Origin of the sequence: Dietzia sp. SL131, from assembly GCF_026672565.1 — a bacterium.
In the GTDB taxonomy this organism is placed as follows: Bacteria; Actinomycetota; Actinomycetes; order Mycobacteriales; family Mycobacteriaceae; genus Dietzia; species Dietzia kunjamensis.
Genome location: NZ_JAPPRI010000003.1, coordinates 58,785 through 85,076 on the forward strand (window position 1 = coordinate 58,785; position 26,292 = coordinate 85,076).

General features: G+C 72.8%; 21 protein-coding genes and 1 tRNA gene. 17 read left to right on the plus strand and 5 right to left on the minus strand.

What is annotated here, in order from left to right; all coding sequences use genetic code 11:
* Positions 1-248 precede the first annotated feature (248 nt).
* The 6 genes from OVA21_RS00940 (at position 249) to OVA21_RS00965 (ending at position 4,680) form a co-directional block, all read left to right on the plus strand.
* Positions 249-1,262, plus strand: coding sequence for a chromosome partitioning protein (locus OVA21_RS00940; protein WP_132062774.1), 1,014 nt, complete (start codon positions 249-251; stop codon positions 1,260-1,262).
* A complete protein-coding gene (locus tag OVA21_RS00945; protein ID WP_067711434.1) occupies positions 1,252-2,436 on the plus strand; it encodes a TadA family conjugal transfer-associated ATPase in 1,185 nt (394 codons plus the stop codon). The genes OVA21_RS00940 and OVA21_RS00945 overlap by 11 nt, the downstream gene beginning before the upstream one ends.
* Complete coding sequence (locus tag OVA21_RS00950; RefSeq protein WP_268091577.1) at positions 2,433-3,308, plus strand: type II secretion system F family protein; 876 nt, start codon at positions 2,433-2,435, stop codon at positions 3,306-3,308. The genes OVA21_RS00945 and OVA21_RS00950 overlap by 4 nt, the downstream gene beginning before the upstream one ends.
* Entirely contained in the window at positions 3,305-3,967 is a 663-nt protein-coding gene (locus OVA21_RS00955) for a type II secretion system F family protein (protein WP_082923650.1), read from the plus strand. Before OVA21_RS00950 ends, OVA21_RS00955 begins: the two co-directional genes overlap by 4 nt.
* Before the next feature lie 69 nt (positions 3,968-4,036).
* Positions 4,037-4,321, plus strand: coding sequence for a DUF4244 domain-containing protein (locus OVA21_RS00960; RefSeq protein WP_082923651.1), 285 nt, complete (start codon positions 4,037-4,039; stop codon positions 4,319-4,321).
* Positions 4,321-4,680 carry a TadE family type IV pilus minor pilin gene (locus OVA21_RS00965; protein ID WP_067711440.1) on the plus strand — a complete coding sequence of 120 codons (360 nt, stop codon included), beginning with the start codon at positions 4,321-4,323 and terminating at the stop codon, positions 4,678-4,680. Before OVA21_RS00960 ends, OVA21_RS00965 begins: the two co-directional genes overlap by 1 nt.
* 404 nt (positions 4,681-5,084) lie before the next feature.
* Here OVA21_RS00965 and OVA21_RS00975 read toward each other — a convergent pair whose 3' ends face one another.
* Complete coding sequence (locus tag OVA21_RS00975; RefSeq protein ID WP_268091578.1) at positions 5,085-7,457, minus strand: DEAD/DEAH box helicase; 2,373 nt, start codon at positions 7,455-7,457, stop codon at positions 5,085-5,087.
* Positions 7,458-7,655: 198 nt separating this feature from the next.
* Between OVA21_RS00975 and OVA21_RS00980 the strand changes: the two genes are divergently transcribed.
* The 3 genes from OVA21_RS00980 (at position 7,656) to OVA21_RS00990 (ending at position 9,399) form a co-directional block, all read left to right on the plus strand.
* Entirely contained in the window at positions 7,656-7,859 is a 204-nt protein-coding gene (locus OVA21_RS00980) for a cold-shock protein (protein WP_067711447.1), read from the plus strand.
* A gap of 88 nt (positions 7,860-7,947) precedes the next feature.
* The gene (locus tag OVA21_RS00985) at positions 7,948-8,535 is read left to right on the plus strand and encodes a hypothetical protein (protein ID WP_067712074.1); all 588 of its coding nucleotides are present in this window, start codon (positions 7,948-7,950) and stop codon (positions 8,533-8,535) included.
* Between the two features lie 78 nt (positions 8,536-8,613).
* The gene (locus OVA21_RS00990) at positions 8,614-9,399 is read left to right on the plus strand and encodes an NRDE family protein (RefSeq protein ID WP_268091579.1); all 786 of its coding nucleotides are present in this window, start codon (positions 8,614-8,616) and stop codon (positions 9,397-9,399) included.
* A gap of 68 nt (positions 9,400-9,467) precedes the next feature.
* On the opposite strand, the gene OVA21_RS00995 is transcribed toward OVA21_RS00990, so the two are convergent.
* Together OVA21_RS00995 and OVA21_RS01000 are read right to left on the minus strand one after the other, a co-directional pair.
* On the minus strand, positions 9,468-10,538 hold the full coding sequence (locus OVA21_RS00995) for a 2-oxoacid:ferredoxin oxidoreductase subunit beta (protein WP_069388588.1): 1,071 nt from the start codon (positions 10,536-10,538) through the stop codon (positions 9,468-9,470).
* Between the two features lie 24 nt (positions 10,539-10,562).
* Positions 10,563-12,566: a 2-oxoacid:acceptor oxidoreductase subunit alpha gene (locus OVA21_RS01000; RefSeq protein WP_132062768.1), complete on the minus strand. Its 2,004-nt coding sequence runs from the start codon at positions 12,564-12,566 to the stop codon at positions 10,563-10,565.
* Between the two features lie 360 nt (positions 12,567-12,926).
* On the opposite strand from OVA21_RS01000, the gene OVA21_RS01005 reads away from it, so the two are divergent.
* On the plus strand, positions 12,927-14,669 hold the full coding sequence (locus OVA21_RS01005) for an alpha/beta fold hydrolase (protein WP_268091580.1): 1,743 nt from the start codon (positions 12,927-12,929) through the stop codon (positions 14,667-14,669).
* 97 nt (positions 14,670-14,766) lie between these two features.
* The gene (gene topA, locus OVA21_RS01010) at positions 14,767-17,745 is read left to right on the plus strand and encodes a type I DNA topoisomerase (protein WP_132062764.1); all 2,979 of its coding nucleotides are present in this window, start codon (positions 14,767-14,769) and stop codon (positions 17,743-17,745) included.
* 10 nt (positions 17,746-17,755) lie between these two features.
* On the opposite strand, the gene OVA21_RS01015 is transcribed toward topA, so the two are convergent.
* A complete protein-coding gene (locus OVA21_RS01015; protein ID WP_132062762.1) occupies positions 17,756-19,327 on the minus strand; it encodes an adenylate/guanylate cyclase domain-containing protein in 1,572 nt (523 codons plus the stop codon).
* A 73-nt stretch (positions 19,328-19,400) separates the two neighbouring features.
* On the opposite strand from OVA21_RS01015, the gene OVA21_RS01020 reads away from it, so the two are divergent.
* The 6 genes from OVA21_RS01020 (at position 19,401) to OVA21_RS01045 (ending at position 25,083) form a co-directional block, all read left to right on the plus strand.
* Positions 19,401-20,615, plus strand: coding sequence for a DNA polymerase III subunit delta' (locus OVA21_RS01020; RefSeq protein WP_154829107.1), 1,215 nt, complete (start codon positions 19,401-19,403; stop codon positions 20,613-20,615).
* A gap of 74 nt (positions 20,616-20,689) precedes the next feature.
* Positions 20,690-20,765: transfer RNA gene (locus OVA21_RS01025), tRNA-Thr, on the plus strand.
* A 215-nt stretch (positions 20,766-20,980) separates the two neighbouring features.
* On the plus strand, positions 20,981-21,784 hold the full coding sequence (locus OVA21_RS01030; protein WP_069389208.1) for a crotonase/enoyl-CoA hydratase family protein: 804 nt from the start codon (positions 20,981-20,983) through the stop codon (positions 21,782-21,784).
* An 8-nt stretch (positions 21,785-21,792) separates the two neighbouring features.
* A complete protein-coding gene (locus OVA21_RS01035; RefSeq protein WP_132062758.1) occupies positions 21,793-22,956 on the plus strand; it encodes an acyl-CoA dehydrogenase family protein in 1,164 nt (387 codons plus the stop codon).
* A complete protein-coding gene (locus OVA21_RS01040) occupies positions 22,953-24,137 on the plus strand; it encodes an acyl-CoA dehydrogenase family protein (RefSeq protein ID WP_268091581.1) in 1,185 nt (394 codons plus the stop codon). Before OVA21_RS01035 ends, OVA21_RS01040 begins: the two co-directional genes overlap by 4 nt.
* A 73-nt stretch (positions 24,138-24,210) precedes the next feature.
* A complete protein-coding gene (locus tag OVA21_RS01045; protein WP_268091582.1) occupies positions 24,211-25,083 on the plus strand; it encodes a DUF1542 domain-containing protein in 873 nt (290 codons plus the stop codon).
* Between the two features lie 86 nt (positions 25,084-25,169).
* Here the strand turns inward: OVA21_RS01045 and OVA21_RS01050 are convergent, their stop codons facing one another.
* The gene (locus OVA21_RS01050) at positions 25,170-25,997 is read right to left on the minus strand and encodes an HNH endonuclease family protein (RefSeq protein WP_268091583.1); all 828 of its coding nucleotides are present in this window, start codon (positions 25,995-25,997) and stop codon (positions 25,170-25,172) included.
* Between the last annotated feature and the right edge of the window lie 295 nt (positions 25,998-26,292).

Below are 26,292 nucleotides of genomic sequence, written 5' to 3' on the forward strand. Positions count from 1 at the left end.
CCCCTAAGGTGCTCAGTTCATCCCCCCGAGAACTGACACTTCTGAGAGACCGCCGCACCCCCTGCCGCGGTCTCTCGCATTTCGCGGGCTCGGCTGTACCGGACAGCTGCCGACGCGCCCACCGCACAGTGCCCTCGCGAGCTTTCCCCGCGGCACGTTGTCCACAGCCCCGTCCCCCTCCACAGGCGGGCCGCCGTGGGCCTCCGCGGAGCGGTCGACGGGCGGGTGGATGCGCGAGGCTGAGCCCCGTGAACACGACTACGAGAGCGCGGTCCGTCGCGGTGGACGTCGCGGACCCCGATCTGGACGCCGACGTGCGTGCCGTCCTGGCCGCCCTCGCCCTGGACACGGACACCCGGGCCGGGAACCACTCCGAGGTGGTGGTCACCGATCGCGCGGACGCCGTGGTGGATACCGGTAGGTCACGCGTCGTGCGGGTGGGGTCTGACCGCGACCGGGGCGACGACGACGAGGTGGTCCGCCTGCCGTCCGGCACCGGCGATCTCGTGGGTGCGCTGCTCGCGCCGGTGCGTACGCGGTCGGGTCCGCTGATCGTGGTCGCCGGCGCGGTGGGCGGCTGCGGGGCCAGCACCCTCGCGGCCGCGCTGGCGGTTCGGGCTGCGCCGTCCCTCCGGACCCTGCTGGTCGAGGCGGACCCGCACGGCACCGGCGTCGATCTGGTGCTGGGCGTCGAGGAGCGGCCCGGGCTTCGGGTCGAGGACGTGCGCGCCGACCTGGGCGGACCTGATCCGGAGGCCCTGTGGGGTGCGGTGCCCGAGGCCCTGCCCGGACTCGGCGTCCTGGCGCGGTCCAGGAGTGGACCGGTCGTGGCCGACCCTGTCCGCGCCCTCGACGGCGCCCCGGGAGCGGAGCAGGCCCACCGGTCGGCCGGGGGACTCGTGGTGAGCGATCGCGGTGGGCTCGCCGACGGCGGGCCGGTGTTCGCCGGTGCGGACCTCGTCGTCGTCGTCACCAGGGCCGACCTCCAGGGCGCTGTCGCCGCCGGGAACGCGGTGCGCGACCACCCGGGCGTGGTCCTGGTCATCAGGACCGGACGCGGCGACCCCCTGCACGCCGCCGACGTCGCCGACGTGGCCGGGGCGAGGAACTGGCACGTCCTGCCGGAGATCCGGGCGGTCCGCCGTGCGGCGGGCGCCGGTGAGCTGGCGGCCGCGCTCCATCGCGGACGGGCGGGCCGGGTGCGACGACTGGCCGCGCTCGCCGACGCACTGCTGGAGCAGGTGGACCTCGATGAACGGTGACGATCCGGCGGTGGTCGCACCGCCGGCCGACCTCGTCGACAGGGTGCGCGCGCGGCTCGCCGGCCTGGGCGTGGAGCCCGAGCCGGACGAGGTGGTCCGCGCGGTGCGGGCCGAGTCCGGGGTGCTGCACGGCCACCTCGACCTGCTGCGTACAGCGCGATTGGTCCGCGAGCACCTGGCCGGGGCCGGGCCGCTCGAGGCGCTCCTCGCGAGCCCCGGTGTCACCGACGTCGTGGTCGACGGGCCGGGGCCGGCACTGGTGGACCGCGGACGCGGCCTGGAGGAGACGGACGTCGTCGTACCCACCGAGGCCGAGCTGCGGGCGCTCGCGGTACGCCTGGCCGGACGGGCGGGTCAGCGGCTCGATGACGCCCGACCCTGGGCCGACGGCGTGGTGCGCTCCCGCGACGGGATGGCGTGGCGACTGCACGCGGTTCTGCCGCCGGTGGCCGTGGACGGGACCTGCCTGTCGCTGCGCGTGTCGCGGCCGGCGCAGGTGACCTTCGACCGGTTGGTGGAGGCGGGGACGGTGCATGCCTCCGCGGAGCCGCTGCTGCGGGGGCTCGTCGACGCCCGGGTGGGCTACCTCGTGGTGGGTGGCACCGGCTCCGGAAAGACCACCATGCTCGCGGCGCTGTTGGGGCTGGTCCCGGCGACCGAGCGGCTGCTGTGCGTCGAGGATTCCCCCGAGCTGCGACCCGCGCACCCGCACGTCGTGCGACTGGTGGTGCGGCACGGCAACGTCGAGGGCGCCGGACAGGTGACCATGGCCGACCTGGTCCGGCAGGCACTGCGCATGCGACCGGACCGGATCGCGGTGGGGGAGGTGCGTGGCGGCGAGGTCGCCGACCTGCTGGCCGCGCTGAACACCGGCCACGACGGCAGCGCCGGCACCGTCCACGCCAACTCGCCCACGGAGCTGCCCGCCCGGCTGGAGGCGCTCGGCGCGCTGGGCGGACTCGACAGGGCGGCCCTGTCCGCACAGGTCGCGGCGTCCCTGCGGGTGGTGGTGGGGATGCGCCGGCTGCCCGACGGGCGGCGGGGCGTCGACTCGATCGGGGTGGTGCGGCGCGAGGCGCACGGGATCGTCGTGGACCCGGCCTGGCGCGCCGACGGTGGGGCGGTTCCCGGCCGCGCGGGCCTGGACGCGGTGCTCGGGGCGAGGGTCTCATGACGGCCGCGGTGCTCCTCGCCGCCGCGCTGCTGGTGTGGCCGGGCGGGATCGCGGCCGGCAGGGTACGCGCGCTCGGGGTCGGCGGTGCGCGGCAGGCGGGCGGTGCGGGGCAGGCGGGCGGCGCGGGGCAGGCGGGCGGCGCGGGCGTGGCCCGGCTGCGGTACGCCCTCGCGCAGGTGCCGATCGGCGTGCTGTGGCCTGTCGCCGCGGGCACGGTCGCGCTCGTGGCGGCGGGCCCGATCCACGCCTGCGCGGCCGCCGTGCTGGGTGGCGCCGCGGCCGACCTGCGCGGGCGGGCCACCGAACGCCGACAGCGTCTCTCGCGACTGGGGGCGTGGGAGCGTGCGCTCGACGACACCTCCTCGGCCCTGCGTGCCGGCGCCGGGCCGGGAGGCGCCCTCGGGCAGGCCGCCGACGCCGCGGCCGCGCACGACCCGCGGGTGGCCGGGATCCTCGCCGCGGCGGGGTCACACGCCCGCCTGGGCGGCGACGTCGCGGCAGCCCTGCGACCCGCCGGAGGCGACGGCCCGGACGGGGACCGGGTCGCCGGGGAGCTCGCCGGCGCCTGGCTCCTCGCCACCCGACACGGGGTGGTGCTGGCCGACGTCGTGGACGGATTGCGGGCCGACGTGGCCTCGCGGCGGCAGCGGGCGCTGCGTGTGGACGCCACCCTCGCCGGACCCCGAGCCACCTCCGTCATCCTCACCGCGCTCCCCGGACTGGGCGTGCTCCTGGGGTCCGGCTTCGGCGCCGACCCGCTGGGGGTCCTGGGCAGCGGCGCGCTGGGCGGCGGGTTGTGTCTGGCCGGGTCGGTCCTGCTGTCCGCCGGACTGCTGTGGACCGACCGCATCGCGGGCGGTGCCGCCCGATGACCGCGGCCGTCCTCCTGCTCGCCGCCGCGCTGTGCGTGGCGCCGTGGCGCCCGCGGGCCGCCGACAGGGCGGACGCCCTCCCGGTGGGTGCCGAGGGATCGACACCCCGGGCGCGCGACAGCGACCGACCCGGCGGCAGGCTCCCCTCAAAGGTGGCCGCCCGCGCCCTGGCCACGATCACGCGCCGCGGCCCCACCAGCGCCGACACCGGAGCCCTGGCCCAGCTGGTGGACCTGCTGGCGGTTGCGTTGCAGTCCGGTCTGCCCGTGCCCGACGCACTGGCCGCGGTCGCCGACGCCGTCGATCACTCCGATCCCGCGTCGGCGCGTCCGTTGCGGGCGGCCGCGGCGCGGATGCGGCTGGGCGCCGCCCCGGCCGAGGCGTGGCGGGAGGTCCCGGACGCCGCCCGGCTGGCCCCGATCGCCCCGGTTCTGGCCCGCGCGACCGACGGCGGCGGGTCGGTACTGGCCGCGCTCGGACACGCCGCCGATCGGTTGCGCTCCGAGGCGGACGCCGTCGCCACCGCCCGGGCGGAGCGGGCCGCCGTCATGGTCGCCGGCCCGCTCGGCCTGTGCTTCCTCCCGGCGTTCGTCTGCCTGGGAGTCCTCCCCGTCGTCGTGGGCCTGGCCGACGGGATGCTGCCGGGAGTCCTGCCGTGAGCGGACCCACCGGCCACACCGATTCCGGGACGGAGACGCCGCCCCGGTCACCGAAGAAGGAGAACCCAGATGAACACCCACTCCACCACCCACTCCACCGCCCGGAACGCCGCCCGGAACGCCGCCTGCACGCCAGCGGTCTCCGGCGCGCCGATAGCCCGGGCCCGTGCCGCCCTGGCCAGGCGGTTCAGTGCCGTGACCACCCCGGACGCCGGCATGTCGACGGTCGAGTACGCCGTGGGGACGATCGCCGCCGCCGCGTTCGGCGCGGTGCTCTACACCGTGGTCAGCGGCGACTCGATCCCCGATGCGCTCGGAGGGATCATCGAACAGGCCCTCAACACCTCGGTGTGATGGCGCAGCGGCGGCTCCGGACCGCGTCGGCCCGCGACGACGGGTCGGTGACCGTGGAGGCGGCCCTCGGCATCGCCTCCCTGGTGGTGGTGTTCGGCGTCGCCGCCGCCGGGGCCGGCGCGGCGCTCACGCAGATCCGGGTGGTCGACGCGGCGCGGGAGGCCGCCCGGGTGGCGGCGATGGCGGGCCCGGGCGACGGGGTCGCGGCCGGACGGGCGGTGGCTCCCGGATCGGAGGTGTCGGTGGACGGCGGCGGGTCGTTCGTCACGGCCGTGGTCGTGGCCCCGGCGCGGGGCCTGCCCGGTGTCGAGCTCCGTGGCCGGGCGGTCGCGCGGACCGAGCCGGGGGTGGTGGGATGACGCGCCCCGTACCTGACCGATCCGGTGCGGCCGCGCCCCGTTCGCCGGGGTGGCGGCGGGTGGTCGACGACGACGAGGGCGCCATGACCGTCATGACCGCCTTCGCCGTCGCCGCGGTTCTGGCATTGACGGTGGCGGTTCTCCTGGTGGGACGGGCCGCCGTGGCCGCGCATGCGGCCCGGGCCGCCGCGGACCTGGCCGCGTTGGGTGGAGCGCACGCGCTGCGCGCGGGGAGGACGCGTGCGCGGCGGCGGCCGGGATCGCGGCCGCCAACAGTGCTGAGTTGTCGGTCTGCCGGGTCGACGGCCACGACGTCGTGGCCCGCGCCGAGGTGCGCGTGGAGCTCGGGGTGTTCGGCGTGCGATCGGGCTCGGCGGTGGCCCGGGCGGGGCCGGCCTGACGGGTCAGCGGGGACCGGCGGCGGGCCCGGCCGGCGCGGGCTCCCCGACACCCACGCCGCCCAGCTGTCCCACCACCTCGGTGAGCAGCGCGATCGCGCCGGGTTTGGACAGTGGGTCGTTGCCGTTGCCGCACTTGGGGGACTGGATACAGGACGGGCACCCGGACTCGCATTCGCAGGAGCGGATCGCGGCCAGCGTCGCGCCGAGCCACGCGGTCGCGCGCCGGAACCCGCGTTCGGCGAAGCCCGCGCCGCCCGAGTAGCCGTCGTAGACGAACACCGTGGGCAGCCCGGTGTCCGGGTGCAGGGCGGTCGACACGCCGCCGATGTCCCAGCGGTCGCACGTCGCGACCAGCGGCAGCAGCCCGATCGCCGCGTGCTCGGCCGCGTGCAGCGCCCCCGGCCAGTCCGCCTCCTCCAGCCCGGCGACCCGCAGCAACTGCGGGGTGAGCGTGTACACCACGGCCCGCGTGGCCAGGGTGGTCTCGGGCAGGTCCAGCGGGGTGACGTCGAGGATCTCGCCGCCACGCAGCCGCCGCTGGAAGCCGGTCACGCGGGTGGTCACCTCCACGTCGGCCAGCGAGAGGGTGACGGGACCGGCGGGCACCGACTCCAGGGTCTCGACCAGGTCGATCGACACCTGCTCACGTGCGCTGGTCGTCCACTCCGGCACCTCGGGGTGGCACAGTGCCAGGCCGTCCTCCAGGTTCAGCTCGTCCACGACGAACGACTCACCCTGGTGCAGGTACAGCGCCCCCGGGTGGACCTGGGAGCGGGCCCGGACGGAGTCGATCGTGCCGAGCATGCGGCCGTCCACGGCGTCGACGATCACCACCTCCGCCCCGCCGGTGCCGCGGATGTCGACCTCGGCGTGCGGGGTGTGGTCGTCGGCGGCCGGGTACCAGCCGGCCGGTCGGCGCCGCACCAGTCCGTCGGCGGCGAGCCGTTCCAGCACGTCGTTCGCGCCCCACGTGCGGGCCTCGTCGTGCGACATGGGTCGCTCGCTCACGGCGCACCTGAGTTGCCCGGCCAGCAGGACGGGGTTGCGCGGGTCTGTGACGGTGGCCTCGACCGGGTGGCCGAGCAGCGCGTCGGGGTGGTGGACGAGGTAGGTGTCGAGCGGGTCGTCGCGCGCGACCAGCATCACCAGGGCGCCCTGTCCTCGGCGTCCGGCGCGTCCGGCCTGCTGCCAGAACGAGGCGATCGTGCCCGGGAAGCCGGCGCTGACCACGGCGTCGAGCCCGGAGATGTCCACGCCCAGTTCGAGCGCCGAGGTCGAGGCCACGCCCACCAGCTCGCCCTCGGCGAGGCCGCGTTCGAGTTCGCGGCGGTCGTCGGCCAGGTAGCCGGCGCGGTAGGCGGCGATCCGTCCGGCCAGCTCGCGGCCGCGTTCCCCGTGCTCGGAGGCGAGCCGCTCGCGTGCCCGCAACGCGGTCGACTCGGCACCGGCCCGCGACCGGACGAAGGTCAGGGTCCGCGCGCCCTCCGCGACGAGGGAGGCCATGAGGGTGGAGGCCTCGACCGGGGCGGGCCGCCGGACCGGCGCGCCGTGCTCCCCGGACAGGCCCTCCATCAGCGGTGGCTCCCACAGTGCGACGGTCCGTCCGCCCTGCGGGGAGGCGTCCTCGGTGACCTCCACGCACTCGCGCCCGACCAGCGTGGTCGCGGCGACGCCGGCGTCGGAGGTGGTGGCGGAGGCCAGGATGTAGGTCGGTGCGGCGCCGAGCGCCCGCGCGAGACGGTCGAGCCGGCGCAGGACCAGGGCGACGTTGGAGCCGAACACCCCCCGGTAGGAGTGACACTCGTCGACGACGACGAAGCGGAGCCCCCGCAGGATCCGTGTCCACTGGCGGGCCCGGCCGAGAAGTGACAGGTGGAGCATGTCGGGATTGGTGACGATCCACCGGGAGTTCTCCCGGATCCACGGCCGGGCGTCGGTCGGGGTGTCGCCGTCGTAGGACGCAGGTGCCACGTGGGAGAGCTCGGGCATGGCGTCCACCAGCGAGATGACGGACGACAGCTGGTCCTGCCCGAGTGCCTTGGTCGGGGCCAGGTAGAGCACGCAGGCGCCCGGGTCCGCGGCGAGCGCGCTGAGTGCGGGCAGCTGGTAGCCGAGGGACTTGCCGGACGCCGTCCCCGTCGCGACCACCACGTTCCGGCCCGCGTGCGCGTGCTCGGCGGTGGCCACCTGGTGGGCCCACGGGCGCTCGACCCCGCGGCCACGCAGCTCGTCCACCAGACCGGGGTGCGCCCAGGCCGGCCAGTCGGCGTGCCGGGCCTCGCGCGCCGGCAGGTCGACGGCGTGCGTGAGAGGCGACGCCCCGGCCGGCAGCTGCTCGAGCAGGTGGCCGAGGAGTTCGCGTCCGTAGGTCGTCACCCCTCGACCGTAGAGGGCTGATCACCCCGTGCGCCGGATCGGCCTACCCCGGATCTGTTCTCCTCGCGCCGCGGTCGTGATGTACTGGACCCGGTCGTCACCATCGTCCACGGGAACCCCGTGGTCGGGGGCGCCGGCCCGACACGCGTGGCCATCCCGCGAGTCGCACCTGGCAGTACGGAAAAGGAACACATCAAAATGGCACAGGGCACCGTCAAGTGGTTCAACGCGGAGAAGGGCTACGGTTTCATCGCCCCTGAGGACGGTTCGGCCGACCTCTTCGTCCACTACTCCTCCATCGAGGGCTCGGGCTTCAAGTCGCTCGAGGAGAACCAGCGCGTCGAGTTCGAGGTCGGCGAGGGCCAGAAGGGGCCGCAGGCCCAGGAGGTCCGCGCCATCTGAGGCGGTCCGCTCGATCACGGCGAGGCCCCCACCGCACGCGCGGTGGGGGCCTCGCGATGTGTCGGGGGTCGACCGTAGGCTCTGGTCCGTGACGCAGCTGTCGTTCTTCGCCGCGGACGACCACGTCCCCGAGCCCTCGGACCTGGAGGGGGCGCTGGCCGCCCGGGGTCAGTCCACCCTCGCCGGCGAGCTCGCGCAGGTCTCTGTGGCCCTCGACGCGGCCTGGCGGGCGGACGCGCTGGAGTCCCTCCTGGCGGAGGCGGGACTCGATCCGATCCGCTCGGAGGCGGGCCCGGACGGCCGCTGCACGGTGTCGACCGCGCGGACCCCGGCCCTGGTACCGGTGGTGCGCCGCTGGCGGCGGGGCGCGGTCACCGCGGTGCCCGAGGGGTGGACGCCCTCCGCCGGTGCGCTGCGCGTCTGGGTGCTCACCGCCGGCCACGTCACCGACGGGGGAGCGGTCGAGCTGGGCATCGACGCCGCGATGGAACACCATGCGCCTCGACGGGACGCCCTGCGCGCGGCGCTGGACCGCGTCGGGATCCGGACCACCTACGTCGGCTCCAAGGGTGGCGGGCCGCTGCTGCGGCTCGGGACGGCCCGAGCTCGCACGCGTCTGGCGCAGAGCATCGGGCCCGCGCCCGCCGGGGTCCCGCCGCAGCACTGGCCCGGCTAGCTGGACCTCATAGTTGGCGCCGTCGCGCCGGACGTCGGCCCTGCGCTGCGCGGACGCCGCCCGAAGTACCGTGGGGGTATGTGCATGCTGGTCGTCGCCCGTCGGGTCCACCCTCACTACCCGCTGATCGTGGTGGCCAACCGGGACGAGGTCCTGAGCCGGCCCACCGAGCCGTTGCACGAGTGGACCGCCGACGCCGGTGGCGCCGAGGGCATCGTCGCCGGCCGGGACGTCACCGCGGGCGGGACCTGGCTCGCGGTGGCCCCGGGCGGACGGTTCTCGGCGGTGACCAACGTGCGCGAGCGCGGACCCGTGCTCCCCGCAGCCGCCTCCCGCGGCGAGCTGCCCATCGACGCGCTCACCGGGCCGGTGCCCGTCGCGGAGTTCGCCCACCACGTCGTCGACGACCTCGATCGCTACGGGGGCGTCAACCTCCTGGCCGGCGACCTCGACCGGATGTGGTGGGCGTCCAACCGCTCCACCCGCGGCCCGGTTGCGCTCGGCACCGGCGTCCACGGGCTGTCGAACGCCTCGTTGGACACCCCCTGGCCGAAGGTGGTGGGCGCGGTCCACGACGTCAGAGCGCTCATGGGCACCGACGTCATGACGGGCCCGGACTGGTCCGGGACGCTGCTGGACGTGTTGGCCGATCGTCGTCCGGCGGCACCGTGGACGATGCCGCGCACGGGCGTGCCGCTGACGCACGAGTGGCGGCTGTCGTCGAGGTTCGTCCGCATCGGCCGGCGGTACGGCACCCGGTCGACCGCCGCCGTGCGCGTCGACCATCACGGGGTGGCCGACGTGGTCGAGCGCACGTGGGACGCCCGAGGACGCATCGCGGGGACGGTCACCAGGCGCATCTGAGCCGGTGACCGCCCCCGCGGGCGGCTGGTTCCGACGCCGCTGACGCGGCGCGGGTGGTGCCTTCGGCCCTAGCCGACGGTCCAGGTGTTGCTGCCGTCGAGCAGCGCCTGCAGGTCCGTGGGTGAGGTCTCCTTGGCGGCGGCGACCTGGCCGCGGGCGAGGTCGTCGTAGGTGTCGCGGCGGACCTGCCGGATGATGCCGGTGACCGTGTACTCGAGGTCCTGGCTGGACAGGTTGGCCAGGGCGTGGGCGTAGGTCGGGTCGTCGGCGTGGGCGTCGTGGACGACGATGTCGGCCTCGTCCACGTCGGCGGTCGCGGCCACCGCGAGGGAGAAACCGCGGCGCACGACGCAGTGCTGGCCGTCGTCACCGAAGATGATCTTCTCGCCGTGGCGCACCGGGATCAGGTGGTCGCCGGCGTCCTCCTTGCGGAGCAGGTCGAAGGAACCGTCGTTGAAGATCGGGCAGTCCTGCAGGATCTCCACGAAGCTCGTGCCGCGGTGGCGTGCGGCCGCGTCGAGGACCTCGGTCAGGCCCTTGCGGTCGGAGTCCAGGGCGCGGGCGATGAAGGTGCCCTGGGCGCCGATCGCCAGCGACAGGGTGTTGAACGGGTGGTCCAGCGAGCCCATCGGGCTGGACTTGGTGACCTTGCCGGGCTCGGAGGTGGGCGAGTACTGGCCCTTGGTCAGCCCGTAGATCCGGTTGTTGAACATGAGGATGTTCAAGTTCACGTTGCGGCGCAGCGTGTGGATCAGGTGGTTGCCGCCGATGGACATGGCGTCGCCGTCACCGGTGACGACCCAGACCGACTGGTCGGGGCGTGCGGTGGCCAGGCCGGTCGCGATGGCCGGGGCACGGCCGTGGATCGAGTGCATCCCGTACGTCTCGAGGTAGTACGGGAAACGGCTCGAGCAGCCGATGCCGGAGATGAAGGTGATGTTCTCGCGCTTGAGCCCGAGCTTGGGCAACAGGGCGCGGATGGTGGCCAGGATGACGTAGTCGCCGCAGCCGGGGCACCAGCGCACCTCCTGGTCGGAGGTGTAGTCCTTGGGCTTCTGCGGAGCATCCGTCTTGGGCACGGACGCCAACGCGTCGAGCGGCAGTGCGCTGCCGACGAGGCCGGATTCGGTGGTGGTCATGGGGTTCCTCTCCTCGCTCGCAGGTCAGCGGGTTCGGTTGGCGGTGGTGGTGCCGGTGGCGGTGTGCCCGATCCGCCGGTTGCGGGCCGCGGGCTCGCCGGTGGTGGTGATGACCCCGTCGAGCGCCAGGCGGTACTTGTCGTGCTCGGTGTGGGCGAGGCGGCCGGCGAACTCGGACTCGATGGCGGTCTGCAGCTCCTCGGCCGAGAACGCCATACCGTGCACCTTGGTGATGGGCTGGATGTCGGCGGGGAAGCGGGCCTTGAGCAGCATGGCGAGCTGTCCCAGGTTCATCTCCGGGACGAGGATCCGACGGTACTGCTCGAGCACCTCACCGATGTTGTGCGGCAGCGGGTTGAGGTGACGCACGTGGGCGCGGGCCACGCGGTGGCCGTTCGCGCGGGCGCGGCGTACGGCCTCGCCGATGGGCCCGTAGGACGAACCCCAGCCCACCACCAGCACGTCGGCCTCACCGGACGGGTCGTCGACCTCGAGATCGGGCACGTCGATGAGCGCGATCTTCAGGGCCCTGGTCCGGGTCATGAGGTCGTGGTTGTCGGCGGTGTAGGAGATGTTGCCGGTGCCGTTGGCCTTCTCCAGTCCGCCGATGCGGTGCTCGAGTCCGGGCTCGCCCGGGATGGCCCAGTCGCGCGCCAGCGTCTCCGGGTCACGGGCGTAGGGGAGGTACTCGGAGGCGGGCTTGCCGTCGTCGCCCTCGCCCTCGGCCTCGGGGGCCGTGGCGAGGTTCTTGTCGATCGCAGGCAGGGCGGCGACGTCGGGCAGCAGCCACGGCTCGGAGCCGTTGGCGATCGCGCCGTCGGACAGCACGATGACCGGGGTCCGGTAGGTGACCGCGATCCGGGCGGCCTCGCGGGCGATCTCGAAGCAGTCCGCGGGGGACTGCGGGGCGATCACCGCGACGGGGGACTCGCCGTTGCGCCCGAACAGGGCCTGCAACAGGTCGGACTGCTCGGTCTTGGTCGGCAGGCCCGTCGAGGGGCCGCCACGCTGGACGTCGATGACCACCAGCGGCAGCTCGGTCATCACGGCCAGGCCGATGGCCTCGGACTTGAGGGCCAGACCGGGACCGGAGGTGGACGTGACACCGAGGGTTCCTCCGTAGGAGGCGCCCAGTGCCGCGGCGACGCCGGCGATCTCGTCCTCGGCCTGGAAGGTCGTGACGTCGAACTGCTTGAGCCTGCTCAGCTCGTGCAGGATGTCCGAGGCCGGGGTGATGGGGTAGGTGCCCAGGAAGACGGGCATGTCGGCGGACCGGCCCGCGGTGACCAGGCCGTAGGCCATCGCCGTGTTGCCGGTGACCTGACGGTAGCGGCCCTCGGGCAGCTTGGCGGGGGCGATCTCGTACTCCGAGGCGAAGGCCTCGGTGGTCTCGCCGTAGTTCCAGCCCGCGTGCAGGGCGAGGATGTTGGCCTCGAGAATGGTCGGCTTCTTGCCGAACTTGTCCTTGAGGAAGTTCTCGATCGAGTCGACCGTGCGCCCGTACATCCACGTGAGCAGCCCCAGGGCGAACATGTTCTTGCAGCGCTCGGCGTCCTTCTTGCCGAGGTCGACCGACTCGACCGCACCGATCGTCAGGGTGCTCATCGCGACCTCGTGCACCTGGAACGCCTCGAAGGCCGGGGACCCCAGGGGGTTGGACTCGTACCCGACCTTGGTGAGGTTGCGCTTGGTGAACTCGTCGGAGTTGACGATGAGGATGCCGCCCGAGGGCAGGTCCTCGATATTGGCCTTGAGCGCCGCCGGATTCATCGCCACCAGCACGTCGGGACGGTCACCGGCGGTGAGGATGTCGTAGTCCGCGATCTGGATCTGGAAGCTCGAGACCCCGTGGATCGTGCCCTGTGGGGCCCGGATCTCGGCGGGGTAGTTGGGCTGGGTCGCCAGGTCGTTGCCGAAGGCGGCGGCTTCGGAGGTGAACTGGTCACCGGCGAGCTGCATGCCGTCGCCCGAGTCACCCGCGATGCGGATGACCACCTTGTCCAGCTTGGTCTTGGACGAGTTGCCCACCGGTGCTGACCTCCAGAAAGTCGTGATGAATCGAGGCTTGTCGCGGCTCCCGTTCAGCCCTCGACGGTACGCCGATTCCGGCGCAGCCCGCGGCCACGGCCGAATTTCCGGAACTGTAACAGGTTCCAGTCTCCTGCCGTGGTTGCTTCCATTCACCATAGACCGACCTGTCTACCGGGGCTAGTCGGAGGGGTGCGGGGATACCGCCACGGGTTCCGCAGTGATGATGAGAGAATCATCATCGCGCTCCGGGTTACGCCCCGTCCGTCGCTGCACGCAGTCACGAGATCGACCCCCTGGTTCGGATGCCGCCCGGTTCTTTCCCCCGAAGATTCTGCTCCTGAAGAGAAGGACTCCACCTTGACCTCGCGCTTCCTCTCGGCCGGCGTTCTCGGCGCGGTGGCCGCCATCGCCACGGGCGTCGTCGCCTCAGCGGTGCCCCTCGCGTCCGCGGCCCCCGCCGCGCCTGTCGATCCTCCCGGGGCCCTCGCGGCCACCGTCCCTCCGGTCGACACCCTCGTCTGGGACCGGTGCCTGCCCGACTCGGCCCGGGATCTGGAGGTGGGACTGCCCCGCGCCGATGTCCTGTGCGCCATCGTCCCGGTCCCGGTGGACCACGCTGATCCCGACGGTCGCACGATCGACGTGTCGGTGCGCAGGATCACCGCGTCGGTGGAACGGACCGGGGCGCTCTTCGGCAACCCCGGCGGTCCGGGCGCCGACGCGCGTGACCTGTGGTACTCGGCACTCGACGCGGACGAGGACTCGGCCGTCGACGCGATCCGGAGGCACCACGACCTGGTGATCGTGCAGCCGCGCGGCCTGGAGGGGTCGGGGGCGTTGGAGAGTCTGCCGGAGGTGGGGGTCGACGACCACGCCCCCACGGTCCTGGCCAAGTGGTGCATGGACACCGATCCCGCCCTGGTGCGTTCGTTCACCACGGAGAACGTCGTCCGGGATCACGAGCTGGTGCGCGAGCGGATGGGGCTCGGCCGCATCAGCTTCTTCGGCTTCTCCTACGGCACCGCGCTGGGCATGGTCTACCAGACTTTGTTCCCGGACAGTATCGAGCGAATGGTCCTGGACTCCTCCGTCGGTCCGTCCGACACCTGGTGGTACGAATTCCACCAGCGGCAGGCGGAGAACCGCCACCAGGCCCGGGACTACGTACTGGCCTGGATTGCGGAGAACGACGCGACCTACGGCCTCGGAGACACGCCGCTCGCGGTCTACGGGCGCATCCGGGAGCTGGACCGGACCGAGGGCCGCGCCGCGTCGCGATTCCTCCCACCGCCGGCTCAACCCGGCGACCGCGTGGCGGGGTCGCTGCCGGCCGGGCCGCTGACCTCCGGCTCCGTGGACGCGATCGCCACCGGGTCGGCGCGAGTGGACAACGCGGCACTGGCCTCGAGCGGGGCGTTCGATCGGGACGTCGAGGGGGCGCAGGGATACTTCGCCGTACTCGACATGTTCAGCCGTCAGCCGGGTGAGTGGTCCGAGATCGCCTGGGTGATCTCAGCGAAGATCCACGGAACCCTGCCGGATCCGCCGTCACCCGAGGAACTCGAGGCGATGTTGGAGACTCGGTCGGAGACCCCGGTCGTGACCTCCGACATGCAGACCTACCTGACGATCCTCAACTGCAACGAGACCGCCCCCGCCGAGGCGGAACCTGCTGGCGGGGACCCAGCTGGGCAGCAGCGAGTCCGTCGGCAGCACCGGGGAGGACGAATGGGCGCTGCGAGAGCAGTCGCGGTACTGCCTCTATCCCCCGTCCGCCGAGGCCCCGCGGATCGAGTCCAACCGGATGGTCGCGCAGCCGCTGATCATCCAGTCCGACCACGACCCCAACACCCCGGGGATGTTCGGTCCGGCCACCGCCGACGCGACGGGAGGCACACTCGTCCGGATCCGGGGCACCGTGCACTGCCATTTCGACACCGGCAACGAGGCGGTCGACGAGATCGTCCTGCGGTATCTCGAGACCGGTCAGGCGGAACCCGGGCAGTATCTGGACACCCCGCGCCCCGCGCCGGGAAGCCCACCGTGGGTGCCGGAGGGGTGACTCGACGGTTCTCGTGGAGGGCATCCCGCCTGGTATGAATTCCTATAGAAGGGCCCCGGCACGCGTACCGTAGCCGGGACCGGTGGTCGGTGAAGGGCGTCGACGACGGAATCAGCGCAGGTTGGGAGCACTCCAGTGGCGAGCAAGAAGGCAGCATCGGGCGGCAAGCGGAGCCTGGTGATCGTCGAGTCCGCCACCAAGGCACGTAAGATCCAGCCCTATCTGGGGTCCGACTACGTGGTCGAGGCGTCGGTCGGACACATCCGCGACCTGCCCAAGGGCGCGGCCGACATCCCGGCCAAGTACAAGAAGGAGCCGTGGGCGCGGCTCGGGGTGAACCCGGACGACGACTTCGAACCCATCTACGTCGTCAGCGCCGACAAGAAGAAGAAGGTCGCCGAGCTCAAGAAGGAACTCGCCGGCGTGGACCAGCTCCTGCTGGCGACAGACCCCGACCGTGAGGGCGAGGCGATCGCCTGGCACCTGCTCGAGGTCCTCAAACCCAAGGTGCCGGTCAAGCGGATGGTGTTCCACGAGATCACCAAGCCCGCCATCCTCGCTGCCGCCGAGAACACGCGCGAGCTCGACACCGACCTCGTCGACGCCCAGGAGACCCGCCGGATCCTCGACCGTCTCTACGGCTACGAGGTCTCCCCGGTGCTGTGGAAGAAGGTCATGCCGCGACTGTCCGCCGGCCGCGTGCAGTCGGTGGCCACCCGCGTGATCGTCGAGCGTGAGCGCGAGCGCATGGCGTTCGTCGCCGCGGACTACTGGGACATCACCGCGACCCTGGCCACGAAGGGATCCGCCGGCGGGGACGCCGGTGAACCCCGCAGCTTCACCGCCCGCCTCTCCGCCGTCGACGGCGCCCGGGTCGCGCAGGGCCGCGACTTCGGCCAGGACGGGCGTCTGAAGTCCACCGGCGCGGCCAAGGACTCCGTCGTCCTCGCCGAACCGGCGGCCCGGGCGCTGGCCGACGCGCTGACCGGTGCTGACTTCGTCGTCGACTCCGTCGAGTCCAAGCCGTACACACGGCGCCCCTACGCGCCGTTCATGACCTCCACCCTCCAGCAGGAGGCCGGCCGCAAGCTGCGGTACACGTCCGAGCGCACCATGCGGATCGCGCAGCGACTGTACGAGAACGGCTACATCACCTACATGCGTACCGACTCCACCACCCTGTCCGAGGGCGGCATCGCAGCCGCCCGCGCGCAGGCCACGGAGCTGTACGGCAGCGACTACGTCTCACCCACGCCGAGGCAGTACACCCGGAAGGTCAAGAACTCGCAGGAGGCCCACGAGGCCATCCGGCCCGCCGGCGAGACCTTCGCCACCCCCGGGCAGCTCCACAGTGCGCTCGACGCCGAGGAGTACCGCCTCTACGAGCTCATCTGGCAGCGCACGGTCGCCTCCCAGATGGCCGACGCGCGCGGCACGACCGTCAGCATCCGCATCAGCGGTGACGCCGGCGACAACGCGTCCGGCTACGAGCGCGCCACCTTCGCCGCCTCGGGCCGCACCATCACGTTCCCCGGCTTCCTCAAGGCCTACGTCGAGGCGACCGATGACCCGGCCGAGGGCTCGGAGAAGCAGATGGCGGACGACGCCGAGCGGCGCCTGCCCCGCCTCGACGAGGGACAGCAGCTCACCGGCACCGACCTGGTCCCCGACGGGCACACCACCAGCCCGCCCGCCCGCTACACCGAGGCGAGTCTGGTCAAGGCGATGGAGGAGATGGGCATCGGCCGCCCGTCGACCTACGCCAGCATCATCCGCACCATCCAGGACCGGGGGTACGTCTACGTCCGCGGCAACGCGCTGGTCCCCAGCTGGGTCGCCTTCGCCGTGGTCGGACTGCTGGAGCAGAACTTCGGCCGGCTCGTCGACTACGACTTCACCTCGCTGATGGAGGACGAACTCGACGCGATCGCCGAGGGACGCGAGAACCGGGACGACTGGCTGCGGCGCTTCTACTTCGGTGCCACCGAGGGCTCCGGTGACGAGGACAAGGCCAACTACGCCGTGGGGTTGAAGAACCTCGTCGATGTCAACCTCGAGGCGATCGACGCCCGCAGCATCAACTCGATCCGGGTGTTCGACGACTCCGAGGGCCGCCCGGTGCACGTCCGGGTCGGTCGCTACGGTCCGTATCTCGAGCGCATGGTCGCCGGCGAGGACGGCGCCGAGGAGTCCCAGCGGGCCAACCTGCCCGAGGGGATGAGCCCGGACGAGCTCACGCTCGAGGTGGCCGAGAAGCTCTTCTCGACCCCTCAGGACGGTCGCCCGCTGGGCGTGGACCCCGAGACCGGACACGAGATCGTGGTCAAGGACGGGCGCTACGGCCCCTACGTCACCGAGAAGCTCCCCGAGGCCACCGACGCCGAGAAGGCGGTCTGGGCCAAGAAGGTGCTCGCCGACGCGGATGCGGAGAAGAAGCGGATCGACGCCGAGCGCGACGCCGCGATCGCCGCCGCCAAGGACGACGACGCCAAGGCCGAGGCCAAGAAGGCCGCGACCAAGGCCAAGGCCGCCGTGACCCGCCGGGCGAAGAAGGAGGCCGACAGCCCCACCGGGCCGAAGCCCCGGACCGGGTCGTTGATGCAGTCCATGGAGCCGGCGACGGTGACGCTGGAGGACGCGCTCAAGCTCCTGTCGCTGCCGCGCGTGGTGGGCGTCGACCCCACCAGCGGTGAGGAGATCACCGCCCAGCTCGGTCGCTACGGGCCGTACCTCAAGAAGGGCACCGACTCCCGGACCCTGGAGTCCGAGGACGCGGTGTTCACGGTGACGCTCGAGGACGCGGTGAAGATCTACTCCGAGCCCAAGCGTCGGGGCCGGCAGGCCGCCGCCCCCAAGGCGCTGCGTGAGATGGGGGTCGATGAGGTCTCGGGCAAGCAGATGTTGGTCAAGGACGGTCGCTTCGGCCCGTACGTGACCGACGGCGAGTCCAACGCCTCCCTGCGCAAGGGCGACACCGTGGAGAGCCTCACCGACGCCCGCGCCTCCGAGTTGCTCTCAGAGCGGCGCGCCAAGTCGCCGCCGAAGAAGGCGCCCGCGAAGAAGGCCCCGGCCCGCAAGTCGCCCGCGAAGAAGACGGCCGCGTCGCGCCGCTGAGGCCCGCCGGTCAGTGCGCCGGGTCGTCGGCCGGGCGCAACGCCACGGAGCCGGCCTGCCACCGGTCCGCGAGGGTGGGGCGCAGGGGTCGGGCGAGCTGGGTCATGATGCCCCGGCCGCGCAGTTCGACGCTGCGGCCCAGCACCCACCTGGCCGCCTCGGGTGCGTCGGCCCGGTGGATCGTGGCCGCCGACGCCAGAACGTGTCCCTGCTCCATCTTGGCCAGCGTGGTGAGGCGGGCGGCCTCGTTGACCGGGTCGCCGATGACCGTGTACTCGAACCGCTTGGCATGGCCGATGTGTCCGGCGATGACGGTGCCGTAGGAGACGCCGATCCCCGCCGTGAGCGGGGCCAGGTCGGCGAGTCGGCTCTGCAGTGCACGCGCGGCCCGCAGCGCACGGCCGGCCTCGTTGTCCACCTCCAGCGGCGCCCCGAAGACCGCGAGCAGGGCGTCGCCCTGGAACTTGTTGATGTACCCGCCGTTGGTGTCGACGGACTCGACGGCGATCCGGAAGAAGTCGTTGAGCACGGAGACCACCTCGGCCGGCTCGTGGGCCGCAGCGAACTCCGTCGAACCGGTGAGGTCGACGAACAGCACCGCGACCTGGCGTTCCTGCCCGCCCAGTTCGGTGCCCCGCTCGAGCGCGTTGCGTGCGACGTCCTCGCCCACGTAGCGACCGAAGAGGTCCTGGATGGCCTCACGTTCCTGCAGGCCCGTGACCATCTCGTTGAACCCCTGGGCGAGCTGGCCGATCTCCGAGCTGTCATAGATCGTCACGCGGGTCTCGAGATCGCCCTGCTTGACGCGACTGACGCCCGCCTGCATCTCGCGCACCGGGTCGGCGATCGAGTCCGAGACCAGCCCCATGCCGATCGCGCCGGCGATCACGGCGACACTCGCCAGCACCGCGAGGGCGACGAGGATCAGACCGGGGTCGTCGCCGAACAGGCCGAACCAGTGTCCGGTGAGGATGAGCAGGATGCCGGCGATGGGGATGACCGTGGTCAGTGACCAGCCGAGGAAGATGCGGCGACGCACGCCGGGGACATGGCGGCTCTCCGGCACCCCCCTGGACAGGGCGCGGACCGTGATCGGTCGCATGATCCGCTCGGCCTGCAGGTAGGAGATCAGGCAGGTGGTGCTGCCGCCGAGCAAGCTGGTCACCGCCACGATGAGAGCCAACCTGGGGGAGTGGCCCACGTTGACGGCGACGAACAGCAGCGTCCCGGTCACCCACATGGCGCCGGAGATGAGCGCCTGGTGGAACGGCAGGCGCAGGGTGCGCCGGCGGATCGCGCCGTCGAAGTCCGCCCCCGACCGGTCGACCCGCAACACGGGCAGGAGGAGCAGCGTCGAGGCGATGACGCCGCCGACGAAGGCCAACACGAGATAGCCGATGAACAGGTACTGGTTGAGGAAGCGGAACTGGTCGAGGTCGAGGAACCGGTCCATCGGCAGGACGAAGCGCAGGAACGAGAACACGAAGACCGCGCCGATGATGTTCGCCTGCACCATCGTCAGGGCATAGACGGGCCAGGGGGTGGCCCACAGCCACCTGAACAACCTGACCCATCGTTCCATCGGCCCAAGCCTAGTTCGCGCCGGTGATGCCGGGAACGCAGGTGTGTCGGTGGGCGGGGATAAGGTGGGGGCCATGCCCGGGGTGTTCGATCGGTTGGCCGGACAGGCCGACGTCGTGGCGGAGCTGACCGCTGCCGCCACGGCCGCTCGTGCCCGCGTGCCGGGGCAGGGGTGGGATGCCTCGGACGCCCGGATGGTCCACGCCTGGCTCTTCACCGGTCCGCCGGGCAGTGGCCGCAGCGTGGCGGCCATGGCGTTCGCCGCCGCCCTGCAGTGCGAGGACCCGGACGTGGTGGGCTGCGGGGAGTGCCGCGCGTGCCACACGGTGCTGGCCGGCACCCACGCGGACGTTCACCTGCTGGCCCCGCAGGGCGTCAACATCCTCCTCAAGGACGTCAAGGAGACCATCCACCGCGCGGCGAGCCGCCCCGGCACCGGGCGCTGGCAGATCGTGGTGGTCGAGGAGGCGGACAGGCTCACCGAGCAGTCCGGGAACGCCCTGCTCAAGGTGGTGGAGGAGCCGCCCAGTCGGACCGTGTTCCTCCTGTGCTCGCCGACCACCGACCCGATGGACATCATGGTGACCCTGCGTTCGCGCTCGCGGAACGTCGCGCTGCGTCAGCCGGACGCGGCGGCGGTCGAGCGTGCGCTACTCGCCGGCGGGGACCCGATAGACCCCGATCTGGCCCGGTGGGCGGCGTCGGTCTCCTCGGGCCACGTGGGTCGTGCCCGGTGGCTGGCGACCGACGAGGCGACCCGGGAGCGGCGGGACGTCGTCCTCCAGCTGCCCATGGTCATGCACAATCCCGGCCGGGCGTTCCCTCTCGCGGACCGGCTCGTCAGCGCCGCGGAGCAGGAGGCGTTGGCCCGCAACAGTGAATCCGACGAGCGCGAGGTCGAGGAGCTGCGCACCGCGCTGGGCGCGGGCGGCACCGGCAAGGGCACCGCGTCGGCCGGGCGGGGTGCGACGGGCGCGGTCAAGGAACTCGAGAAGGCCCAGAAGTCACGACGGACCCGGTCCACCCGCGACTCACTGGACCTCGCGCTGGTCGACCTGGCGGGGTTCTACCGGGATGCGCTCATGTCGGCGCTCGGCGCCCGCGAGGTCGACCCGGTCCATCCGGACAAGGCGGAGGAGGCCGCGAGGCTCGGCGGCCACTACCCGGCTGCGGCGATCCTCCGCGCGATCGAGGCGATCCAGGAGTGCCGGGCGGCGATCGAGGTCAACGTCAAACCCAAGTTCGCGGTGTCCGCCATGGTCGGCGCGATCCGCGCTGCACTGGGCTGACAGCCTGGCGGGGGCGGGTCGTTTTTCGGCGGTGGGGTTCGGTCGGATATAGTTGCGACGCCCCACAAGGGCTCGCCGCGTTAGCTCAGTCGGTAGAGCATTTCACTCGTAATGAAAAGGTCGTCGGTTCGATTCCGACACGCGGCTCCACCAGAAATTCCACGAACCCCGGTCCCCCAGGCCGGGGTTTCGTCGTCTCACGGCCGCGGCGCCGAGCGGAGGGGCCGCGGCACCGAGCCGAGGGGACCCGCCGGCGAACGGTGACGGCGACCGGGGCCACTGGATACAGTCGGGTACCGACGAGGTGGTCCGACACCGGGCCCCCGGAACGACAACGCCGATCCCGCTACCCAGGAAGAAGCCCCATGGCCTCAACGCCCCTGCTCGTCGAGCGAGCCGACCACATCGAGACGTGGACGCTCAACCTGCCCGACGTCCGTAACCCCATCTCGGATCCGGCCATCGTCGACGCGATCTGTGAGCGGGTGGCGGTGGTCAACGCGGACCACGACGTGCGGGCGGTCGTGCTCACCGGGGCGGGATCGGCGTTCTCCGCGGGCGGCAACGTCAAGGACATGGTGGACCGGGCCGGCATGTTCGGCGGAAGCCCGTACGAGCTCCGCGACGGGTACCGCCAGGGCATCCAGCGGATCCCGCGCGCCCTGTACCACTGCGAGGTGCCGGTGGTGGCCGCGGTCAACGGCCCGGCGGTGGGCGCGGGGTGCGACCTCGCCGTGATGTGTGACCTGCGGGTCGCGTCCACCAAGGCGTGGTTCGCGGAGAGCTTCGTTCAGCTGGGCATCATCCCCGGCGACGGCGGTGCCTGGCTGCTTACCAAGGCGATCGGCCCGGCGAGAGCCGCGGAGATGGCCCTGACCGGGGACCGGGTCACGGCCGAGCAGGCCGCCGAGTGGGGCCTGGTCAACCGGGTGGTCGAGCACGACGCGCTGATGGACGCCGCCCGTGAGCTGGCGGCCCGGGTGGCCAAGAACCCGCCGCACGCGGTGCGGATGGCCAAGCGCCTCCTGCGCGAATCCCAGCACCAGTCGCTGGAGTCGCTGCTCGAGCTCTCGGCGACGATGCAGGCGCTCGCCCATCACACCGAGGATCACCGCGAGGCTCTCGCCGCGTTCGGGGAGAAGCGCGCCGGCACCTACACCGGTCGCTAGCGGGTCCGATGTCGTCACGAATCGCCCCACCGACCACCCTGGCGTCGGAGGAGATGACCGCCCTGAGGGCCGAGGTGCGGGAATTCCTCGCCGACGAGATCGCCGCAGGCCGCCTCACCCCGTGGATCGACACGTGGCTGACGAGGTGGGACGAGGACTTCACCCGCCGGTTGGCCGAGCGCGGCTGGGTGGGGATGACGATCCCCACCGAGTACGGAGGCCGCGGGCGCACCTTCCTCGAGCGCTTCGTCGTGACCGAGGAGCTGCTCTCCGTGGGCGCGCCCGTCGCGGCGCAGTGGGTCGCCGACCGCCAGATCGCCCCGTCGCTACTGCGGTACGGGACCGAGGAACAGAAGCGCGAGTACCTGCCGCGGATCGCCGCGGGCGAGTGCTGCTTCGGCATCGGGATGAGCGAGCCGGACTCGGGGTCTGATCTCGCGAGCGTGCGGACGAAGGGCGTCCGGGTCGACGGTGGCTGGTCGATCACCGGGACCAAGGTGTGGACGTCCGGGGCGCAGCACGCCGAGGCCTTCATCGCCCTGTGCCGCACCGAGCCCCTGGACACCTCGAACCGCCACGCGGGGCTCAGTCAGTTCATCGTCGACCTGCGCAGCGAGGGCGTCACCATCCGCCCGATCGTGTCGCTCTCGGGCGACCACCACTTCAACGAGGTCGTCCTCGACGAGGTGTTCGTGCCCGACTCGATGGTCTTCGGCACCCTCGGCCACGGCTGGGAGCAGGTCAACTCCGAGCTGGCCTTCGAGAGGAGCGGCCCCGAGCGGTTCCTGTCCTCCTTCCGGGTGTTCGCCGCCGAGATCGGGGCGGTCGCAGCAGGGGCACTGCCCGCCCGCGCCGACCTCGGTCGGTCCGTGGCCCGGATGGCCGGTCTGCACGCGCTCAGCCAGAACATCGCCGGGTCCCTCCAGCGGGGCGAGCCCGCGGACACCGCCGCCGCGCTGGTCAAACTGTTGGGCACCACCACCGAGGGCGATCTTGTGGACGCGGTCTCCGCGGGCCTCGGCGACGAGTTCGCGCCCGGTGACGACCCGGCTGCGGCCGAACTGACGGACCTGCTGCGGGCGGGACTCCACCAACGCCCCGGTTTCACGCTCCGCGGCGGGACCAACGAGATCCTGCGCGGCGTGATCGCGCGAGCACTGGGGATGCGATGAGCGACGCCACCGACCAGCACGCCGCGTCTGCGGACCCGGCCGACCAGCACGCCGCGACCGCCGGCCCGGTCGTCGACGAGGACCTGCTCACGATGATGGGCGACGTCCTCGCCGTGCACACCGGCGCCGACGTGGAACCCGACCCGGCAGCGGTGTGGCAGAGCCTGGTCGAGGTGGGGCTCGCCCGGCTCACCGCCCCCGAGGCCGGCGGCGGGAGCGGCGCCGGTTGGACGGAGGCGGCTGCTCTGCTCCGCCTGTCCGCGGCCGCGGGGGTGGCCGTCCCCTACGCCGAGACCGACCTCGTCGTCGGGCCCCTTCGTCGCGCCGCAGCGCTCGACGACGCCACCACGACGACGGCGACCCTCGCGGTGATCGGCCCCGACGGCCTCGCGCGGCGCGTGGCCTGGGCGGGTGGCACCGACACGGTCCTGTTCGTCCGACGGGCCGGAGGGGAAGACGACGACGAGGTGGGCGGGCACCCGGCCGGCGGGTACGAGCTCGCCGAGGTGCCGACAGACCGAACCGGCGTCGCGGCCGTCCGCGGGGTGTCCGCGGTCCGGCTGGCCGACGTGAGCCCGCCGGAGGACGCGACGTGGACCGCGGTCGACACCGCCGCTGTCGAGGCCGCCGTCCTGCGGGGAGCACTGGCCAGGGCGGTGCAGTGCGTGGGTGCGGCCGAGGGGATGCTCGACTCGGCCGTCGCGCACGCCACCCAGCGGAATCAGTTCGGCCGGCCACTGGCGCGGTTCCAGTCGGTGCAGAACCTCGTCGTCGACATCGCCGCGGAGACAGTCCTCGCTCGCGCGGCGGTCGACCAGGCCGTCGCGGACGCCCTCACCACCGACCTCGGCGGGCCACTGTCCGGATTCCGGGTGGCCGTGGCGCGCAGCACGGTCTCGCAGGCCATGGCGGTGGCCGTCCGCAACGCCCACCAGGTCCACGGCGCGATGGGCACGACCCACGAGCACACCCTGCACCGCCTGACGCTGCCCGCGCTGCAGTGGCGCGGGGAGTTCGGCTCGGCCACGTTCTGGGAGTCCCTGCTCGCCGACGCGGCCGTGGCCCGCGGGATGGACGGGGCGTGGCCGATGGTCGTCGAGGGCACCCCGATCGACGGTGCGGCGGTGGCGTGGCTCGACCGCGTTACCCGGGCGCACCCCGCGCCCTCGCGGGACCGCTGAGCCCCGGGCTGGGCCGCGCGCCACGGGCCGCGATCTCGGTACCCTCGACACCAGTACCGAGAAAGGTCGTGTCGTGGAATTCCTCCTCATCGCCGCAGTGATCGCGGTGGCCGTCGCTGTGGTCTCCCGCAGTCAGAACAAGGGCCAGACCCAGCTGGAGGCGCAGCACAATCACCACCTCGCCGACCACCGGGCCGAGGCGGCCCGGTGGGTCGAACGTCTCGGGGGCCAGGTGTTCAACCTGGACGGCACCGACGAGGCGTCCAAGCAGGCCATGGCCGACGCGTCGGAGCGCTACACGGCGGCCGTGTCCGAGTTGGAGAACGCCCGCACCCCGGTGCAGGCGCAGCTGGCCAAGGACACCGCGCTGGAGGGGCTGTACTACGTGCGCGCCGCGCGCTCGGCGATGGGCCTGGACCCGGGCCCTGAGCTGCCCAAGACCCCCGGACAGGACCGCGCCGGTCGCGTGACCGAGGACCGCGAGGTCGACGTCGAGGGCCGGACGATGAAGGCCGCGACCGATCCGAGCGACGAGACCCCGCACTACTATCCGGGTGGCGTCGTGGCCGGTCGACCGGTCCCGGCCGGCTGGTACTCGGAGCCCTGGTGGGCGTCGGCCCTGACCACGGGCGTGTGGATGATGGGCTCGATGATGATGTTCAACATGATGTTCGCCGGCATGTCGGGCATCGGGTACTCCGGTGAGGACTTCGCGTCCGGGGTGGGCGAGGGCGGCGCCGACGTCAGTGACATGGGCGGCGGCGACGGCGGCGAGGGGTTCTTCGACGGCGGACTCATGGGCGGCGACGGTGGGGACGGAGGAGGAGACGGCGGCGGCTTCTTCGACGGCGGCCTCTTCGGCGGCGACGGCGGGGGAGACGGCGGCGGGGGCTTCTTCGACGGCGGCCTGTTCGGCGGCGACGGCGGCGGCTTCTTCGACTTCTGACCCGGCTGCGGTGCGCCCTGCCCGGTCGCGGTGCGCCCTGCCCGGCTGCGGTGCGCCCTGCCCGGTCGCGGTGCGCCGCGGCGGGTTCAGCAGCCGGCCAGGACGCGGTCCATCGCGTCGCGCTCGGCTTGCGTCACCCACAGGCCGTACCGGTCCTTGACCAGCACCTGGCGCGAGACGTACGAGCACCGGAACTCCCGGCGCGGCGGGAGCCAGGTGGCGGTGTCGCCGTCGCCCTTCTGCTGATTCGCCCACCCTGCCACGGCCAACAGGTTGAGCGGGTCGTTGGCGAAGTCACGCCGCTGCTCCTCGGTGAGTTGCTGTGCGCCCTTCTGCCACGCGTCCGACATCGCCACCACGTGGTCGATCTGAACCTCCGATGACGTGTCCTGCCCGCGGACGAAGTCAATCCGCTCCCCGGTGTACGGCCCCTCCAGGACGCCGGTGAGGACCACGCAGTCCCGCGTGCCGGGCCGGAAGGTGATGTCCTGCAGGTCGCGCTGGAGGATGTCGTTGCGGGTGTCGCAGCCGTTGCGTCCGAACTCCACGGACACGTCGTCGGTCCACGACTGCCCGAACAGGTCGCGGTCGTACCCCGTCTTGGGTGCCCGGCCCTTGACCTCGAGTTGCGGGAGGGCCCCGCGGGCTGCCGCGACCAGGGGATCTCCGGGCTCGCCGGCGTCGGGGTCGACCGGGGGCGCGGGCTCGGCGGGGGGCGCCGGCTGCGCGTCGACGGGCGGGGGTTCCACCGGCGACGACGGCGAGGTGTTCCCCTCCGGGTCGACCGCCGACGTCGGGGGAGTGCCGACCGTGCCCGGAGCGCCCTCCTCGGGCTCGGCGCACCAGCCGATCCCGGCCAGCACCGCCACCCCGAGGACGACGGCACCGATTGCACGCGGGGTTCCGGAACTCATGCGGGGCACCTTATCGAGGGCCTCCGACATCCCCGCCCGCGGCCGAGCATCGTCACAGGCGCGAACGCATCCGCGGGCGCGACTGTGCCCATGATGGTCGTGGCGCCCGTACACCTGCATCGCAGCCGCTCCCCGGGGTGGCGTCTCGCACCCGCTTCGGGGCAGGCGAGACGCCATGTTGACGTGCGGCTGTGGCCCGGGCGTACAGCCGCGCGAGCGAGACGCCAGGCGCGGGAGCGGCTGCGCGGCGATGCGGCGATGCGGCGATGCGGGTCTGCGGGGGCGCAGGCGTAGC